At 69.5% G+C, this 16896-nt stretch carries 15 protein-coding genes; 9 read left to right on the forward strand and 6 right to left on the reverse strand.

What is annotated here, in order from left to right; all coding sequences use genetic code 11:
* Positions 1-72 precede the first annotated feature (72 nt).
* Positions 73-897 carry a DUF4058 family protein gene (locus ACG2DA_RS09585; protein ID WP_395255367.1) on the forward strand — a complete coding sequence of 275 codons (825 nt, stop codon included), beginning with the start codon at positions 73-75 and terminating at the stop codon, positions 895-897.
* A gap of 77 nt (positions 898-974) precedes the next feature.
* On the opposite strand, the gene ahcY is transcribed toward ACG2DA_RS09585, so the two are convergent.
* On the reverse strand, positions 975-2342 hold the full coding sequence (gene ahcY / locus ACG2DA_RS09590) for an adenosylhomocysteinase (RefSeq protein ID WP_395255368.1): 1368 nt from the start codon (positions 2340-2342) through the stop codon (positions 975-977).
* 329 nt (positions 2343-2671) lie between these two features.
* Here ahcY and metF point away from each other — a divergent pair, with 329 nt between their 5' ends.
* Positions 2672-3571 carry a methylenetetrahydrofolate reductase [NAD(P)H] gene (gene metF / locus ACG2DA_RS09595; RefSeq protein WP_395255369.1) on the forward strand — a complete coding sequence of 300 codons (900 nt, stop codon included), beginning with the start codon at positions 2672-2674 and terminating at the stop codon, positions 3569-3571.
* A gap of 212 nt (positions 3572-3783) precedes the next feature.
* Positions 3784-7533, forward strand: a complete 3750-nt coding sequence (metH, locus tag ACG2DA_RS09600) for a methionine synthase (RefSeq protein ID WP_395255370.1) — start codon at positions 3784-3786, stop codon at positions 7531-7533.
* 83 nt (positions 7534-7616) lie between these two features.
* Here metH and ACG2DA_RS09605 read toward each other — a convergent pair whose 3' ends face one another.
* Positions 7617-8579: a DUF4142 domain-containing protein gene (locus tag ACG2DA_RS09605; RefSeq protein WP_395255371.1), complete on the reverse strand. Its 963-nt coding sequence runs from the start codon at positions 8577-8579 to the stop codon at positions 7617-7619.
* A gap of 192 nt (positions 8580-8771) precedes the next feature.
* Between ACG2DA_RS09605 and ACG2DA_RS09610 the strand changes: the two genes are divergently transcribed.
* Positions 8772-9524 carry a hypothetical protein gene (locus ACG2DA_RS09610; RefSeq protein WP_395255372.1) on the forward strand — a complete coding sequence of 251 codons (753 nt, stop codon included), beginning with the start codon at positions 8772-8774 and terminating at the stop codon, positions 9522-9524.
* A 26-nt stretch (positions 9525-9550) separates the two neighbouring features.
* Here ACG2DA_RS09610 and ACG2DA_RS09615 read toward each other — a convergent pair whose 3' ends face one another.
* On the reverse strand, positions 9551-10588 hold the full coding sequence (locus tag ACG2DA_RS09615; RefSeq protein WP_395255373.1) for a glycoside hydrolase family 5 protein: 1038 nt from the start codon (positions 10586-10588) through the stop codon (positions 9551-9553).
* Between the two features lie 239 nt (positions 10589-10827).
* Between ACG2DA_RS09615 and ACG2DA_RS09620 the strand changes: the two genes are divergently transcribed.
* Positions 10828-11262 (forward strand): ATP-dependent Clp protease adaptor ClpS, encoded by a 435-nt coding sequence (locus tag ACG2DA_RS09620; RefSeq protein ID WP_395255374.1) that lies wholly within the window; start codon positions 10828-10830, stop codon positions 11260-11262.
* A 306-nt stretch (positions 11263-11568) separates the two neighbouring features.
* Positions 11569-11856: a hypothetical protein gene (locus ACG2DA_RS09625; RefSeq protein ID WP_395255375.1), complete on the forward strand. Its 288-nt coding sequence runs from the start codon at positions 11569-11571 to the stop codon at positions 11854-11856.
* An 86-nt stretch (positions 11857-11942) separates the two neighbouring features.
* Here the strand turns inward: ACG2DA_RS09625 and ACG2DA_RS09630 are convergent, their stop codons facing one another.
* Positions 11943-13361, reverse strand: coding sequence for a class II fumarate hydratase (locus tag ACG2DA_RS09630; RefSeq protein ID WP_395255376.1), 1419 nt, complete (start codon positions 13359-13361; stop codon positions 11943-11945).
* A 122-nt stretch (positions 13362-13483) separates the two neighbouring features.
* Between ACG2DA_RS09630 and hemB the strand changes: the two genes are divergently transcribed.
* The gene (gene hemB, locus ACG2DA_RS09635; protein ID WP_395255377.1) at positions 13484-14488 is read left to right on the forward strand and encodes a porphobilinogen synthase; all 1005 of its coding nucleotides are present in this window, start codon (positions 13484-13486) and stop codon (positions 14486-14488) included.
* A gap of 195 nt (positions 14489-14683) precedes the next feature.
* Here hemB and rnhA read toward each other — a convergent pair whose 3' ends face one another.
* Together rnhA and infA are read right to left on the reverse strand one after the other, a co-directional pair.
* Positions 14684-15154 (reverse strand): ribonuclease HI, encoded by a 471-nt coding sequence (rnhA, locus tag ACG2DA_RS09640; RefSeq protein WP_395255378.1) that lies wholly within the window; start codon positions 15152-15154, stop codon positions 14684-14686.
* 171 nt (positions 15155-15325) lie between these two features.
* A complete protein-coding gene (gene infA / locus ACG2DA_RS09645) occupies positions 15326-15544 on the reverse strand; it encodes a translation initiation factor IF-1 (protein WP_395255379.1) in 219 nt (72 codons plus the stop codon).
* 258 nt (positions 15545-15802) lie between these two features.
* Here infA and ACG2DA_RS09650 point away from each other — a divergent pair, with 258 nt between their 5' ends.
* Together ACG2DA_RS09650 and folK are read left to right on the forward strand one after the other, a co-directional pair.
* Positions 15803-16039, forward strand: a complete 237-nt coding sequence (locus tag ACG2DA_RS09650) for a Flp family type IVb pilin (protein ID WP_395255380.1) — start codon at positions 15803-15805, stop codon at positions 16037-16039.
* A 43-nt stretch (positions 16040-16082) separates the two neighbouring features.
* Entirely contained in the window at positions 16083-16844 is a 762-nt protein-coding gene (folK, locus tag ACG2DA_RS09655; protein WP_395255381.1) for a 2-amino-4-hydroxy-6-hydroxymethyldihydropteridine diphosphokinase, read from the forward strand.
* Positions 16845-16896: the final 52 nt, after the last annotated feature.

A 16896-nucleotide genomic window follows, 5' to 3' on the forward strand; every position in this document is an offset into this window, starting at 1 on the left:
GCGACCGAGGGCGGACGCGAGTAGAATGCCCCGGCGCCCCCCTCGCACGTCCGCCGTCAGGAGCTTCCGCCGATGCCCTCGCCGTTCCCCGGGATGGACCCGTTCCTGGAAGATCCCGGCCAGTTTCCGGCGCTGCACGGACTGCTCATCGCGTCCATCGTCAGCCAATTGCAGCGATCGTTGCCGCCTGAGTATCTCGCCAGCTTGGACGAACGCGTCTGGATTGGCCCTGGCGGCCGAAACGTCGAGCCGGATACGAACGTGCTGCGGCGGGAGCCGGCGGGACCGGCGTCCTTCGCTGAGAACGGAGCGGGCGGCGGGGGGACGGCCACGCTGTTGGCTCCCGGTACGGCGCCGTTGATCCTCACGACGACGGACGATCCCCACCGGGAAAAGTTCGTGGAGATCCGGGCGCGGGCTGACGGCGAGGAGCGGGTCGTGGCCGTGCTGGAGGTTCTCAGTCCCAGCAACAAAGCCCGCGGTCCCGGGCGGGACAGCTACCTCGCCAAGCAGCACGACGTGCTGGGGACGCGGCAGCACCTCATCGAACTCGATCTGCTGCGGGCCGGGCAGCCGACGACGGCGTTGCCGGACGACGACCGCGCCCGCGTCCTCCGGGACGTGCCCTATCACGCCTGCGTCGCCCGGGGGGACATCCCGAACCGGTACGAGCTCTACCCGATCCCGCTGCGGGAACCGCTGCCGCGCATTTCGATCCCGCTGGAGCGGGACACTCCCCCGATTGCGTTGGATCTGCAGGCCGCGTTCGATCGGGCCTACGACGACGGACCGTTCGCGCGGCGGAACCCCTACGGCGACCTCGGTCACGTGACGCCGCCGCTGTCGGCGGAGGACGCTGCCTGGGCGGCGGACCTGCTGAAAACTCGCGGGGCGTAACGAAAACGCCCCGGACGCGGGGGCGTCCGGGGCGTTGATAACGTGTTCGCCCGGCCGACCGACGGCCGGGGAACGACTCAATACCGGTAGTAGTCCGGCTTGAACGGGCCGTGCTGCGGGATGCCGAGATTCTCGGCCTGCTCCGGGGTGAGCTTGGTCAGCTTCACGCCGATCTTGTCCAGGTGCAGGCGGGCGACCTCCTCGTCCAGCTCCTTGGGCAGGACGTGCACGTCGATGCCCCACTCGTCCGGGTTCTGCCACAGGGCGAGCTGGGCGACGACTTGGTTCGTGAAGCTGTTGCTCATCACGAAGCTCGGGTGGCCGGTGGCGCAACCGAGGTTCACCAGGCGGCCCTCGGCCAGCACGATGCGGCAGGTGCCGTCCGGGTAGGTGTAGCGGTCGACCGGGCCGCCCTCGTCGCGGTCGGTCTTGAGCCGCTCCTTTTTGACGTCCGGGTGGTTGTTCAGGTAGGCGACCTGAATCTCGCTGTCGAAGTGCCCGATGTTGCAGATGATCGCGTTGTGCTTCATCCGGTCCATGTGTTCGCCGCAGATCACGTCGTCGCAGCCGGTGGCGGTGACGAAGATGTCGGCTTCGGCGCAGCATTCCTCGAGGGTGGTGACCTCGTAGCCCTCCATGGCGGCCTGCAGGGCGCAGATGGGGTCGATCTCGGTGACGATGACCCGGGCGCCGAGGCCGCGGAGGGCGTCGGCGGAGCCCTTGCCGACGTCGCCGTAGCCGCAGACCACGCAGATCTTGCCGGCGACCATCACGTCGGTGGCCCGCTTGATGCCGTCGGCGAGGCTCTCGCGGCAGCCGTAGAGGTTGTCGAACTTACTCTTGGTGACCGAGTCGTTGACGTTGATCGCCGGGCAGCCGAGCTTGCCGGCCCGGTGCATCTGATGGAGGCGGTGGACGCCGGTAGTGGTCTCCTCGGTCAGGCCGCGGATGCCTTTCAGCAGTTCCGGGTAGTCGTCGTGGACCATCTTGGTGAGGTCCCCGCCGTCGTCGAGGATCATGTTCAGCGGCTGCGGTTCGCCGCCGTCCTTGGACGGGAAGAAGATCGTCTGCTCGATGCACCAGTTGAACTCTTCCTCCGTCTCGCCCTTCCAGGCGAAGATCGGAATCCCTTCCTTCGCCAGCGCGATCGCCGCGTGGTTCTGGGTGGAGAAGATGTTGCAGGAGCTCCAGCGGATCTCGGCCCCCAGTTCGATGAGGGTCTCGATCAGAACGGCCGTCTGGATCGTCATGTGCAGACAACCGGCGATGCGGGCGCCCGCCAGCGGTTTCTGGCCGGCGTACTTCTCCCGCAGGGCCATCAGGCCGGGCATCTCCACCTCGGCCAGTTCGATCTCGCGGCGCCCCAGGGCGGCGAGATGTTCGAACTGCTCCTCGGACACGTTCGCCACCTTATAGGGCAGAACTTCAGCGGCAGCGGCGGTCATGGGCGAAACAGGCAGCGAAAACGAGGGGGAGGGGAGTCGGCCGATCGGCGCGACGGCGTCCGGCGAAGACCGGACGCGAGTGCAGAACTTCACCGGTCCGGTTCCGGCATTCACGGAAAGAGCGTAAAATGTGCCGACGGTCGGGGCAAACCTGTTTTGCGCGGTCGTCGGTCACGGCCTCCGTCGCCGACCCTGCCGGACGCTCCCGGGCCCGCCACGGCCCGCGACGGGCGCTCCGTGAACCGGACCCGCCCCGCCGCGGTTCCCGAGGTCCTGCCCCGGGGTTCCGCCCCCGCTCCCTCCCGCCGTCCCCCGGTCGTCCGCCGCGCATGCACCTGTCCGACGTCTACGCCGACCGTTTCGGCCTGTCGTTCGAAATGTTTCCCCCGAAGACGCCGGCCGGCGACGAGGCCCTCCGCGGCGAACTGGCCCGGCTGGCGGAGTACGACCCGGCGTTCGTCAGTTGCACGTACGGCGCCGGCGGCAGCACCCGCGACCGCACCCTCGACTGGTGCCGCGAACTGAAGACGGACTTCGACCAGAACGTTACCGCCCACTTCACCTGCGTGGGCAGCGCCCAGGGCGACATGGCCGAGTGGCTCGACGCCGCCAAGCGGTCCGGCGTCTCCAACATCATGGCCCTCCGCGGCGACCTGCCCCAGGACGAGAACGCCGGCGGCCCGGACGGCGCCCCCTGGGAGCCGCCCCCCGGCGGGTTCCGCTACGCCAACGAACTGGTCGCCTTCGTGCGGGAGCGGTTCCCGGAGTTCGGCGTCGGCGTCGCCGGCTATCCGGAGAAGCACCCGGAGTGCGTCGACCCGCAGACCGACCTCGCCAACCTGAAGCGCAAGGTCGACGCCGGGGCCCACGCCGTCTTCACCCAGCTGTTCTTCGACAACGACCACTTCCTGCGGTTCCGCGACGCCTGCGAGGACCTCGGGATCGACGTGCCGATCGTCCCCGGGGTGATGCCCGTCACGGACTTCGCCCGCATCAAGCGGATCACCGCGATGTGCGGGTCGTCCTTCCCGGAGGAGTTTGCCTCCGCCCTGGAAGCGGTGAAGGACGACAAGGAGGGGCAGTTCGAGGTCGGCGTGGACTGGGCCGTGAACCAGTGCCGCGGCCTGTTGGAGGAGGGCGTGCCCGGCATGCACTTCTACGTGCTGAACAAAGCCGCCGCGACGGAGCAGATCCTCGACGGCATGAACCTCGCCCCGGTTCCCGCCTGAACCCCGTTTCGCCCTAAGCCCCGTTTCGCGTCGCCGGCGACTCCGTTTCGGCCCGCCGGCGAGCGCGTGCGTCAGGCCGACGGGGGGCGGGCGTTCGCGCCGGGCGACGAACGCCTACACTCTTTTCCCGCCGCCCGCCGGCGCCCTTGCCGAACCCGTCCCCCGGGACGGGCGTCGTCCCGTACCGCGTCGCCTTCCGACCAACCCGCCCCGTGCCGACCGAACGCCGCCGCTCCGACCTGCTCCGCAATCACCTCGCGGACCGCATCCTGCTGCTCGACGGGGCGATGGGGTCGCTCATCATGGGCGCCGGGCCGAAGGAGGAGGACTACCGCGGCGAGCGCTTCAAAGATCACCCGATCGACCTGAAGAACGCGAACGACGTTCTCGTCCTCACCCAGCCGGACCTGATCCGCGGCATCCACGCCCAGTACCTGGAGGCCGGCAGCGACATTATCGAGACCGACACCTTCAACGCGGCGTCGGTCAGCATGGAGGAGTTCGGCCTCGCCGAACTGACCTACGAACTGAACAAGGCCGCCGCCGAACTGGCCCGCGGCGTCGCCGAGGAGTTCACGAAGAAGAACCCGGACAAGCCCCGCTTCGTCGCCGGCAGCATCGGCCCGACGAAGGTGACCCTCTCCATGTCCCAGGACGCGGAGAACCCCGGCCACCGGGCCTTCACGTTCGATCAGGTCGCCGAGAGCTACGCCGAGCAGGTCCGCGGCCTGCTGGACGGGGGCGTCGATTTACTGCTGCCGGAGACCAGCTTCGACACGCTCAACATGAAGGCGTGCCTGTTCGCCATCAGCGGGGTGTTCGAGGAACGCGGGATGAGCCCGGACGAGGTGCCGGTGATGATCTCCGGCACCGTGTTCGAGGGCGGCCGCACGCTGACGGCCCAGAGTCTCGAAGCCTTTTACGCCAGCGTGAAGCACTTCCCGAGCCTGTCGGTCGGGATGAACTGCGCGCTGGGCCCGAAGCAGATCCGCCCCTACGCGGAGACGCTGTCGGAGATCGCCGACCGCCACGTCAGCCTCTATCCCAACGCCGGCATGCCGGACGGGATGGGCGGCTTCGACGCCACGGCGAGCGAGTTCAGCGACATCGTTCAGAGCTTCGCTGAGAGCGGCTGGGTGAACTTCCTCGGCGGGTGCTGCGGCACCACGCCGGAGTTCATCGAGCAGATCGCCCGCAAAACGAAGGGCCTGAAGCCCCGCCGCATCCCCGACCTGCCACGCTACAGCACCTACGCGGGGCTGGAGCGGGTCGTGGTCAAGGAGGACAGCGGCTTCCAGATGGTCGGCGAGCGGACCAACGTCACCGGCTCGAAACGCTTCGCCCGGCTCATCAAGAACGACGACTACGACGAAGCCGTCTCCGTCGCCCGGCAGCAGGTCGAGGGCGGGGCGAACATCATCGACGTCAACATGGACGAGGGCCTGATCGACGGGCCGGAAGCCATGACGAAGTACCTCAACCTGCTCGCCGCGGAGCCGGACGTCGCCGCGGTGCCGGTGATGATCGACTCCTCCGACTGGAAGGTGCTCGAAGCCGGCCTGAAGTGCGTGCAGGGCAAGCCGGTCGTCAACTCGATCAGCCTCAAGGGCGGCGAGGAGGAGTTTTTAAAGCAGGCCGCGCTGCTCAAGCGCTACGGCGCCGCCGCGGTGGTGATGGCCTTCGACGAGGAGGGCCAGGCCACCGAGTGCGACCGCAAGGTCGAGATCTGCGAGCGGGCCTACAAACTGCTGGTCGAGAAGGCCGGCTGGGACCCGACGGACATTATCTTCGACCCCAACATCCTCACCGTCGGCACGGGGATGGAGGAGCACGCGAATTACGCGGTCGAGTTCTTCGACGCCGTTCGCGAGATTAAAAAGCGTTGCCCCGGCGCCAAGACGAGCGGCGGCGTGAGCAACGTGAGCTTCGGCTTCCGCGGCAACGACCCGGTGCGGGAGGCGATCAACGCCTGCTTCCTGTACCACGCGATCGACGCCGGCCTCGATATGGGCATCGTCAACGCCGGTCAGTTGGAGGTCTACGAGGAAATCGACCCGAAGCTGCGGGACCTCGTCGAGGACGTCCTGTTCAACCGCCACCCGGAGGCGACCGACCGGCTGATCGAATTCGGCGAGACCGTCAAAGCGAAGGGCAAAGCCGACGACACGGACAAGCTGAAGTGGCGGGAGGCCCCCGTCGAGAAGCGGATCGAGCATGCCCTGCTGAAGGGCATCACGGACTTCATTGAAGAGGACACGGAGGAGGCCCGTCAAAAGCTGGATCGCCCGCTGAACGTGATTCAGGGCCCGCTGATGGACGGGATGAACGTCGTCGGCGAACTCTTCGGCGCCGGCAAGATGTTCCTCCCGCAGGTCGTCAAAAGCGCCCGCGTGATGAAGCGGGCCGTCGCCTACCTCACGCCCTATATGGAGGCGGAGAAAGAGGAAATGGCCCGTCTCGCCAAGGAGCGGGGCGAGGTGGAGTCCTTGGAAGAAGCCAAAAGCACCCGCGGCACCGTGCTGATCGCCACGGTGAAGGGGGACGTGCACGACATCGGCAAGAACATCGTCGCCGTCGTGCTGCGGTGCAATAACTTCGAGGTGGTCGACCTCGGCGTGATGGTGCCCGCCGATAAAATCCTCGACGAAGCCGAAAAGTGCGGGGCGCAGATTATCGGCCTCTCCGGCCTGATCACCCCCTCGCTCGAAGAGATGACCGGCGTCGCCCGGGAGATGACCCGGCGCGGACTTAAAACCCCGCTGTTGATCGGCGGGGCGACCACCAGCCCCCGGCACACGGCGGTGAAGATCGCCCCGCACTACGAGGGGGCGCCGGTGGTGTGGGTCGGCGACGCCAGCCTCTCGGTCCCGGTGGTCGAAAAACTATTGGACCCGGAGAAACTCAAGCAGTTGGAGGCGGAGAACGCCGAGGCTCAGGAGCGGCACCGCGAGGCGTACGTCGGCCGGCAGGAAAAGAACCTCGTCCCCTACGCCGAGGCGTTCGAGCGCCGCTTCCAGACCGACTGGCAGAACGTCGACGTGCCCAAGCCGGCCTTCACCGGGCTCAAGGTCCTCGACGATTACCCGCTGCGGGAGATCGCCGAATATATTGACTGGTCCCCGTTCTTTATGGCCTGGGACCTGCACGGCAAATACCCGCGCATCCTGGAAGACGACGTCGTCGGCGAGCAGGCCCGCGAACTATTCCAAGACGGCAAAGCCGAGTTGGAACGGCTCCTGGAGGAGAACGTGCTCCGCGCCCGCGGCGTGTACGGCTTCTTCCCGGCCGCCAGCGACGGCGACGACCTGGTGCTGTATACGGACGACGAGCGCACCGAAGAACGCCTGCGGTTCCCGATGCTCCGCCAACAGTGGGAGCGCCGGGGGCAGAAGGACTTCCGCAGCCTCGCCGACTACGTCGCCCCGGTCGGCAGCGGAGTGAAGGACTACGTGGGCGCCTTCGCCGTGACGGCCGGCCACGGCGCCGACGAGCACGCCCTCGCTTTGGAGCAGGGCGGGGACGACTACCGGGCGATCATGGTGAAAGCCCTTGCCGACCGCTGCGCGGAGGCCTTCGCCGAACGCCTGCACAAGCAGGCCCGCGACGACTGGGGCTTCGGCCAAGCCGAGGGACTCTCCCGCGATGAATTGATCGGCGAAAAATACCGCGGCATCCGCCCGGCGTTCGGCTACCCGGCCTGCCCGGACCACACCCTCAAAACGGAGTTGTGGTCCCTGTTGGACGTCGAAAAGAACGCCGGCATGACCCTCACCGAAAGCCTCGCCATGTGGCCGGCGAGCAGCGTGAGCGGCCTGTACTTCGCCCACCCGGACGCCCGCTACTTCAGCGTCGACCGGGTGACGAAGGACCAGATCGAGAGCTACGCCCGGCGCTCCGGCAAGCCGGTCGCCGAGGTGGAGAAATGGCTCGCTCCGAACCTGGGATATAATCCCGCGGAATGATCAAAGACCAAGAGACAAGAAACAAAATGACGGACGTACGTCTTTGTTTCTTGTCTCTTGGGAATTGAAATCGTTTCCGTCCCTCAGTCCTCCATCTCGTCGACCCGCTTCGCCAGTTCGCGGGTCCGTTCGAGGTGACCCTGGATCGTGCTCTCGGCGTCGGTCAGCACGGTCTTCAATTCCGGGCCGGCGTGGTCCGCGGCGACCTGCACGGCGGCGAGCATTTTCAGGTGGGCGAGCCACTGCTGGTTGAGGTAGCCCAGATCGAACGACCGGCCTTCCTGCCGGCCGAGGGCCTCTTTCACGTCGGCGTGGGCCTTCGCCATCGCCTGCACCCGCAGGTTGGCGTTGCGGCCGCGGTTCATGCCGCGGCCGGGGCGGTCCTCGTTCAACGCCCGGTCGCTCCGGCGGGCGAGGTCCGCGGCGCCCTCGCGGGCTTCGGCCCGCGTCCGGCGGCCGGTCTGCCGGGCGCGTTCGCCCAGCTCGCGGGCTTCCTGCTCGACTTCCTCGCCGGCTTCACGGACGTCGCGGACGGCTTCGTCCACGGCGTCGCCCAGCGAGTTCACCCGTTCTTCGCGGACGTCCTCACGGCGTTCCCGCATCTCCTCGCGGGCTTCTTCCTCCCGCTCGGCCCGCTCCTCACGGGCTTCGCGAATCTCCTCCGCTTCCTCCTCCGTCACCACGCGGTCGTTCCGCAGCGGGGCCTCGGTCCGGCGGCGCTGCTGCGGGGTGAGGGAGCCGTGGGCGTCCGATCGGCGGGCGGCGCGTTGCAGTTCGCTCGCAAACTTCTGGTGGTCGGCGACCATCTTCTCGGCGTACTCCTTCACCTCCGGCGAAACGGCCCGCTCGGCGGCGAACTTGCTGAGGTCGATCTCCATCCGGTTCATCGGACCCAGCAGGGAGAGGATCTGCCGGTCCGGCACGGTCGCGGCCGGAGCGTCCCGCAGGGCGCGTTCGCCCCTCTCCTGGGGGGTGGCGAGGGCGGGCGTGCAGCAGAGCGCCGCGGCGAGCCCGGCGGTCAGAGGGCGAAGGGCGGGGCGGAACATGCGAGCGGTCTCGTGAGGGGGATCGGTCGCCGGACCGAGAGCCGGACCGACGGAGCCGAAATACCCTGACGGCCGGGGAAGAAGCACAAAACGGGGCGGTTCCCGGACGGCGGCGCCGGGGCAGGGCGGTGGGCGGGACGGGGCCGTGACGGTGAGATGGGACGACTCACCCCCCGGCCCGGAGCGAGTCGAATGTCTTCCCCCGCCACCTTCGCCGTCGCCTGCGGTCTGGCCGCGGCGCACCTGATCGGCGGCCGGTTGCGGTTCCTCGATCGCCTGCCGCGTAGCCGGTGGCTGAGCCTCGCCGGCGGGGTGGCGGTGGCGTACGCGACGGTCCATCTGCTGCCCGAACTGGCGGAGGTTCACGCCACGCTCGCCCGGGCCGCGGGGGAGTCGCGCTGGGCGGCGGACCACGGCGGGTACCTTGTCGCCCTGCTGGGACTGACCTGCTTTTACGGGTTGGAACGCCTCGCCGCCCGCTCGGCGGACGGGGCGGGGCCGGGAGAAGAGGAGGAGAGCCGCGGCGAGGGCCGGCGCCCGCCGGCCTCGGTGTTCTGGCTGCACGTCGGCTCCTACGCCGCCTACAACGTGCTGTTCGGCGTGTTGCTGGTGGACCGGGAGGACGACTCGGTGCGGTCGCTGGTCCTGTTCGCCTGTGCGATCGCCCTGCATTTCGTGGTGAACGACCACGGGCTGCGGGCCCACCACCCCGTGCTTTATCCGCGGTACGGCCGCTGGCTGGTTGCGGCGGCGCCGCCGGTCGGCTGGGCGGTGGGGACGTTCGCGCCGCTGCCGACCGTCGCGGTGGACGCGACGCTGGGCTTCCTGATCGGCGGGGTGTTGCTGAACGTGTTCAAGGAGGAACTGCCCGCCGAACGCCAGAGCCGCTTCTGGGCCTTCGTCGGCGGCGCCGCCGCCTACGCCGCCGTGCTAGCGGCGGTCTGACGCCCGCCGCGGGGGGCTCAGCCGGCTCAGTCGCCCAGCAGGGCCGCCTTGATCGGCTCGAGCCAGACATCCCGCTCCGGGTCGTAAGCGGGGAACTCCGCGGCGAGGCCCCAGTAGCCCCAACTCCAGCCGCGTTTCTCGAACTCGGTCCGCATGAACCGCGTCCAGCGGGCCCGATCCTCCATGGACGCGTGGCGGATGGCGCCGAACTCGCCCACGAACACCGGCCGATTGCGGGCTTCGGCGTACGCCTCGCAGCGGTCGAACAGCGCCCGGATCTCCTCCTCCTCGCCGGCCTGGGGGAACGACCGGCCGATCGGCGGCGGGTTCGGGTCCCAGTGGGCCCCCTGGTGGGTGAAGCCGTGGGGCTCGTAGCAGTGGACGGTCAGGATCAGGTCCGGGTCCGACGGCAGGACGAGGTTGTCCAGCTCGCTGATCTGGTTCCACCGGCCCGGGCCGATCATCACCGCCCGGGTCGGGTTCGTCTCCCGCACCGCGGCGAGGAGCTCCGGCAGCTTCTCGCTCCACCGCTCCGTGGACAGTTCGAAGCTGGGTTCGTTCAGCAGTTCGAACACCAGCGCCGGCGGCCGGTTCTGGTAGCGGGTCGCGATCTGCCGCCACAGGCCGGTCAGCCGATCGAAGTGGGCGTCGGAGGGATCCTGGTGGATCTCCTCGTAATGGTGCACGTTCAGCACGACGGCCAGTTGGCGTTCGAGGGCCTGGTTCAGGACCTCGTCGATGCGGGCGAAGAATGCCGGGGCGATCGTGTAGGGAGCCTCCTCGGCGGCGTGGGCGGACCACTTCACCGGGATCCGGACGGCGGTGAAGCCGGCTTCCTTAATCGCGTCCAGATCCTCCGCGGTGATCGTGTAGCCCCATTCGCCCTCCCGCGGGGCCTCCAGGGCGTTGGCGAGGTTCATCGTGCGGGTCAGCCGCCGGTTGGCGGCGTGGGCGCGGGCGGTGTCGGCGGGGACCTCGGCGGGCGCCGGTTCCCGCGGCGGGGCGGCCTCGGCGGTGCAGCCGATCAGCAGGGCGAGGGTCAGCGGGAAGAGGAACCGGACCATGGCGAATCGAGGGAGCGCGAGCGGGACGAACCGGCGGGGGCCGCAACGCCGGACCGACCAGACTAGCCGCCGGAACGCCTCCCCCGAAAGCGGCGGGGCGGCGGGGCCGCCGCCTTGACCGGCCCCGCCGGCAGCCTAGCATCGCCCCCCCGGCCGTCCGCGGGGATCCGCCGCCCGCCGTCCCGCGTTCGCCGCCCGTTCCCCCTTCGTTGCCCCGACGGATCGGTCCGAACCCGACGATGCCCGAAACTGCCGACCCGCACGACACCGACGAACCCGGCTTCGAACCCGGCGGCGTCAGTTTCGACGTCCCGGACCTCGACACCCTGGGCGGCGGCGCCGCGACCGGCACCGCCGTCGCCGAGCCGAAGACGAAGCGGAAAACCAAGCCGCACCGCAACCCGCGGTACGCCGTGATCGTCGAGAACGACGAGGACCACACCTTCAGCTATCTGGTCGACGTGCTCCGGGCCGTGTGCGCCCACACCAAGGAGGACGCGGAACGGCTGACGGACAAGATCGACAAGACCGGCCGGGCCGCCGTCTGGACCGGTCCGCTGGAGGTCGCCGAGTTGAAACGCGACCAGATCCGCGAGTTCGGCCCGGACAACTACAACAAGCCGCCGGTCACGGTCCCGCTGCAGGTCACCATCGAGCCGATCGACCCCGACTGAGCCGCTTGATCGGGGCACTGAGCGCAGACGCCGGTCGCCGCGCGACCGGCGCCCCGGCAACGGTTCGGTCCCGAAGTGACGGCCGGACGACCGCACGAATCGGTGGCTCCCGCACCACCGGGGGAATCGCCCGATGCGGCGGGCGGGGGTTTCCAGTCGGTCAGGGTTCGCCAGCTTGCCCCGCTTCCCCCAATCCCTGGGGAACGGCCCTTAGCGTGCTTCAGGAGGGGTTTCGGCACGGCGTTCGCAAAACGGTTCTCCTGTCACGGAGTTGACGCCACACGCCACCCACGGAGGAACCGTCCGATGTCTTTTCCGAACCTCACCGCCGCCACGCAGGGACGCGGGTTCGGAGCCCCCGTTCGCCCCGCCGCCGGCCGCACGACGCGACTGAGTCGGGGCGCGTTCACGCTGCTCGTGCTCGCCGCCGCCTCCTTCGGGAGCGTCGGCTGTCAGTCGGTGCCGCTGGCGACTGCGGACGGCTCGACCGCCCGTCTCGTCGCCGCCGTCGACGCCCGCCAGGAAGCGTCCGCCCGGCCGTACCGTCCGGAAGCGTCCGCCCCGCAGCGCGTGATGCTCGCCGGCGCCCACTGACCCGCCGGCTCTGTCGTCATCCTCTGTCGTCATCCGCCGCTTCGCGTCCCGGGCCCTTCGCGGGTCCGGGACGCGTTCGTTTCCGGCTACGCCTGCGGTTCGGTCATCCGCCGCGGGTCGAGGGCCTCGTTCAGCACGTCAGGCGGCAGGACGTTCTTTTCCGTGCACAATTCGCGGATCGTCTTGCCGCTCTTGAAGGCCTCCTTCGCCAGCGCGGCGGCCTTTTCGTAGCCGATGTGCGGGTTCAGGCTGGTGACCATCGACAGGCTCTTCTCCACAGCGGCCTCGCAGGCCTCCGGATTGGCCTCGGTGTCGCGGACCATCTCGGCGAGAGCCTTGGCGGAGTTCGCCAGCAGGGTGACGCTCTCCAGCGTGGTCGCCCCGAGCAGGGGCATCATGATATTGAGCTGGAAGTTCCCCCCCGCGGCGCCGGACAGGGCCACGGTCGCGTCGTTGCCGATCGCCCGGGCCGCGGCCTGCAGGGCGGCCTCGCAGACGACCGGGTTCACCTTGCCCGGCATGATGCTGCTGCCGGGTTGGAGGTCCGGCAGTTTGATCTCGTAGAACCCGCACCGCGGCCCGCTGCCGAGCCACCGCAGATCGTTGGCGACGTTGAACACCGTCACCGCGACCGCCTTGAGCAGGGCGTGGGCCTCGACCAGGCCGTCGCGATCGGCGTTGGCCTCGAAGTGGTTCTCGGCCTCCACGAACGGCGCGCCGGTCTCCTCGGCCAGCACGGCGGCGACGCGGGCGCCGAACTCCGGGTGGGTGTTGATCCCGCTGCCGACGGCCGTGCCGCCGACGGGCAGTTCGAACAGCGGCTCCGCGGCCTTCTCCGCCCGTTTGGCGGCCAGTTCCAGCTGCCGGGCGAACCCGCCGAACTCCTGCCCGAGCCGCAGTGGGGTGGCGTCCGCGAGGTGCGTACGACCGATTTTGATGACGTCGTCCCACGCCTCCGCCTTCGCCTTCAGCTCCTTCTGAAAGGACTGCAGCGCCGGGACGAGTTCCTCCCGAATCTGTCGGGCGGCGGCGACGTGGATCGCGGTGGGGAAGGTGTCGTTGGTGCTCTGCCCCATATTGACGTGGTCGTTGGGGTGCACCGCTTTGTCGGCGGCGAAGCGGTCGCCGCCGAGCAACTCCGTCGCCCGGGCGGAGATCACCTCGTTGACGTTCATATTCGAGCTGGTGCCGGACCCCGTCTGATAAATATCGATCGGGAATTGATCCGCCAGCTGTCCCCCGGCGACTTCGCGGCAGGCCTTGAGCAGGGCGTCGACGGCCTCGTCGGTCAGCGGGTTCTTGCCGCTGCCGGTCAGCTTGCCCAGGTCGCGGTTGGCGACGCCGCAGGCGTACTTCACCAGGCCCATCGCCCGCACCAGCCCGCCGGGCAGGGGGGCGCCGGAGATGTGAAAGTTGTCCACCGCCCGCTGGGTCTGGGCGGCGTAGTAGGCGTCCGCGGGCACCTCGACGGGGCCCATGGAGTCGCGTTCGGTGCGGGTGGTCATTGGGGAGCGAAACGGCGGGGGGAAGGCGGGGCAGGAGTCTAACCCTGGCCGGCCGGTGCGGCGACGCGACCGCCCACCGGCCGGTAGGATGGCCGCACTCGCACCGCGTACGGCTCTGACCTTTGAACGGCCCCCCCGCACACCTCGGCGCCTTTCCCGCCGTCCGCCCCCGCCGCAACCGCCGGACCGGGTGGTCGCGGCGGCTGACGGCGGAGCATGCGCTCTCCGTCGACGACCTCATCTGGCCCTGCTTCGTCACCGAGGCCGGCGCCGGGCCGATCGGGGCGATGCCGGGCGTGAGCCGCTACACCGTCTCCCAATTGGTGGACGAAGTCGGCCAGGCCGCGGACCTCGGCGTGCCGGCCGTGGCCCTGTTCCCGCAGACCGATCCCAGCCTCAAAACCGAGGACGCCGCGGAGGCGTTCAACCCGGAGAACCTCGTTTGCCGGGCCGTGCGGGCGATCAAGGAGGCACGGATCGACGTCGGCGTGATCTGCGACGTGGCCCTCGACCCCTACAGCAGTCACGGACAGGACGGCCTCGTTCGCAACGGCGAGGTCGTCAACGACCCCACGCTGGACGCCCTCTGCGAACAGGCCGTCGTGCAGGCGGAGGCCGGCTGCGACGTCATCGCCCCCAGCGACATGATGGACGGCCGCGTCGGCCGCATTCGCACCGCCCTGGACGCCCGCGGACTGCAACACGTGCAGATCCTCAGCTATGCGGCGAAGTACGCCAGCGCCTTCTACGGCCCGTTCCGCGACGCGGTGGGCAGCGGATCGGCGTTGAAGGGGGACAAGAAGACCTACCAGATGGACCCCGCCAACGGCGACGAGGCTCTGCGAGAGGTGGCCCTCGACCTCGCCGAGGGGGCCGACCTGGTGATGGTCAAACCGGGAATGCCGTACTTGGACGTCGTCTCCGCCGTGAAGCGGACCTTCGGCGTGCCGACGTACGCCTATCAGGTTTCGGGGGAGTACAGCATGCTCGCCGGCGCCTGCGAGGCCGGGCAGCTCGACCGGCGGGCGGCCGTGATGGAGAGCTTGCTCTGCTTCAAGCGGGCCGGGGCCGACGGCGTGCTGACTTACTTCGCCCGAGAGGCCGCGGCCTGGCTGCGGGAGGGCTGAGCGTGCGGCCTCCTTCCTCCCCTCTCCCTTGAGGGAGAGGGGCCGGGGGTGAGGGTGACGCACGGTTCGCCCGTCTTCGCTCTCCGAGGCAGACGCCGGTTGGCGGGTGAGGAAACGGACCGTTCACAACGTCCGGGAATCACCGCCCCCTCACCCCCGACCCCTCTCCCCCAAAAGGGGGCGAGGGGAGAAAAACTACTTCTGAAAGCTCTTCGCCGCCGCGACGGCAAGTTCGTCGCAGCGTTCGTTCTCCGCGTGGCCGCTGTGGCCGCGGACGACGCGGAAGGTCACGTCGTGCTCGGCGAGCAGGCCGTCGAGTTCCTGCCAGAGGTCGACGTTCTTCACCTCGCCCCAGCCCTTGCCCTTCACGCGGCGGCGCCAGCCGTTCTTCTTCCACCCGGGCATCCACTCGGCGCTGCCCTTGGCGACGTAGGTGCTGTCCGTCACCACCTCAACTCGCGTCCGGGTGTTGAGGGACTTCAGCCCCTCGATCACGCCGCACAGTTCCATGCGGTTGTTGGTGGTGAGGGCCTCCCCGCCGCTGCCTTCCTTCTCCTTGCCGGAGGCGTCGTGGCGGAGGATGAAGGACCAACCGCCGGGGCCAGGGTTGCCGCGGCAGGCGCCGTCGGTGAACAGGGTGACGGCGGGGGCGCTGTCGTCGGGCACGCGGCGTCCTTGCGGCTCGCTCCGCGGATGCGGCGGAGCATGGGAGAAAGAAGAGGGAGGATGGATTGATCGGGGGGCGGGCGAACCCGTCGCCACCCTCCCTCCTCGATCATTCATCCTCGGCCGGACCGTACGGCGGGCGGGCGTCGTCCGACGCCGCCGCAACCTCGATTACCGTTCGCGGTAAACGATGCGGCCGCGATTGAAGTCGTAGGGGCTGACCTCCACCAGCACGCGGTCGCCCGGCACGATGCGGATGAAGTGCTTGCGCATCTTGCCGGCAACGTGGGCCATCACCATGTGGCCGTTGTCCAGCTTCACGCGGAACTGGGTATTGGCGAGCGCCTCGGCCACCTCGCCGGACATCTCGATCGCCTCCTCTTTCGCCATGAACCCGAACGCCTGTGTGCTGGAAATCGTTGCGTGAAAATAAACCCTCCTGCCGTGCCCGCGGGGGGCCGAACGGGGTGGCGGTCGCGCGGAGCGCCCGGCAGCCCGGGGGGAACGGACGGATTCTAACGCCGCCGCCGCCCCGGGGAAGCCGGATCGGACCGGGCGACGCCGGTTCCGGCAGGTTCGGACCGTGCACGACCTACGGTTCAGGAAGCTCCCCCGCCGTCTTCCGGGCCTTTCCCGCCGCAGATCGCAATGACCGCCGCCCGTTCCCCTCGCTCGTCGGCCCAGGCGTTCCCCCGGCGGCGGACCGCGGCCCGCACGGCGATCCGGCGCTTCCTCACGACCGAGGACGGGCCGACCTCCGTGGAGTACGCGGTGATGCTGGCGCTGATCCTGGCCTCCATCTTCGGCACGATCGGGGCGGTCGGCGGCACGACGGGGGGGCTGTTCGCCCGCTCGGAAAGTCAGTTGGACGCCGTCGGCTTCTGAGCGGCGGCGGGCCGCGGCGGCGCCGGTTCGTTATTCTCCGGAAATGAACGTCCCGGCCCTGATCGCCCTCGGCGGCAACACCGGCGACGTGCGGGCCACCTTCGCGGCGGCGTTGCGAGCCCTCGACGAGACGCCGGGCGTCTCGATGACCGCCGCCAGCCGGGCCTATCGCACCCCCGCCGTGGGAGCGAACGCCGGCGGGGAGTTTCTGAACGCCGCGGCCACGCTGGAGACCACGCTCTCCGCCCACCGGCTCCTGGACGTTCTCCAGCGGCTCGAAACTGAGGCCGGCCGGGAACGCATCACCCACTGGGGGCCGCGGTCAATCGATCTGGACCTCATCCTCTTCGGCGAGGAACGCATCGCCGACGGTTCGCTGACGGTGCCGCACCCGGGGCTGGCGTGGCGGCGGTTCGTGCTCGACCCGGCCTGCGAAGTCGCCGGCGAGTGGGCGGAGCCGGGGGGCGTCACGCTGCGCGAGTACCGGGAGCGGCTGCTCGCCCGACCGTTGCGTCTCGGGGTGAAGACGGAGGACGCGGGGTTCGTCGCCGCGCTGGCCGGGGAACTGGACGACCCGCGGCGGGTCGCCGTCGAACAGTGGGGTCCCGGCCGCATGTCTCGCCGCCGGCCGCCGACCCTGTGGCTGGTCCGGGAGGACGGGGAGCGAGGGGCGGAGCGGACGGCGCCGACGATCCTCCTGCCGGCCGAGCCCGCCGCCGCCGTGGCGCTGTTGCGGGACGTCCTCTCCGCGGCGCTGCCGGACCCGGAGCCGCAGCCAGACGGCGCCCCGCTGTGGCCCTGCTGACACTCTGCTTGCTGCAAAGCTTGGAGCCGCGACCGTCAGGGAGCGTCCCTCC

The organism is Alienimonas sp. DA493 (genome assembly GCF_043951915.1).
In the GTDB taxonomy this organism is placed as follows: domain Bacteria; phylum Planctomycetota; class Planctomycetia; order Planctomycetales; family Planctomycetaceae; genus Alienimonas.

Coding starts and splice junctions, on each gene's coding strand:
- ACG2DA_RS09585 (WP_395255367.1), top strand. CDS start 73: ATGCCCTCGCCGTTCCCCGGGATGGACCCGTTCCTGGAAGATCCCGGC.
- ACG2DA_RS09625 (WP_395255375.1), top strand. CDS start 11,569: ATGTCTTTTCCGAACCTCACCGCCGCCACGCAGGGACGCGGGTTCGGA.
- ACG2DA_RS09630 (WP_395255376.1), bottom strand. CDS start 13,361: ATGACCACCCGCACCGAACGCGACTCCATGGGCCCCGTCGAGGTGCCC.
- metF (WP_395255369.1), top strand. CDS start 2,672: ATGCACCTGTCCGACGTCTACGCCGACCGTTTCGGCCTGTCGTTCGAA.
- ACG2DA_RS09605 (WP_395255371.1), bottom strand. CDS start 8,579: ATGTTCCGCCCCGCCCTTCGCCCTCTGACCGCCGGGCTCGCCGCGGCG.
- ACG2DA_RS09615 (WP_395255373.1), bottom strand. CDS start 10,588: ATGGTCCGGTTCCTCTTCCCGCTGACCCTCGCCCTGCTGATCGGCTGC.
- ACG2DA_RS09620 (WP_395255374.1), top strand. CDS start 10,828: ATGCCCGAAACTGCCGACCCGCACGACACCGACGAACCCGGCTTCGAA.
- ACG2DA_RS09610 (WP_395255372.1), top strand. CDS start 8,772: ATGTCTTCCCCCGCCACCTTCGCCGTCGCCTGCGGTCTGGCCGCGGCG.
- infA (WP_395255379.1), bottom strand. CDS start 15,544: ATGGCGAAAGAGGAGGCGATCGAGATGTCCGGCGAGGTGGCCGAGGCG.
- ACG2DA_RS09650 (WP_395255380.1), top strand. CDS start 15,803: ATGACCGCCGCCCGTTCCCCTCGCTCGTCGGCCCAGGCGTTCCCCCGG.
- ahcY (WP_395255368.1), bottom strand. CDS start 2,342: ATGACCGCCGCTGCCGCTGAAGTTCTGCCCTATAAGGTGGCGAACGTG.
- folK (WP_395255381.1), top strand. CDS start 16,083: ATGAACGTCCCGGCCCTGATCGCCCTCGGCGGCAACACCGGCGACGTG.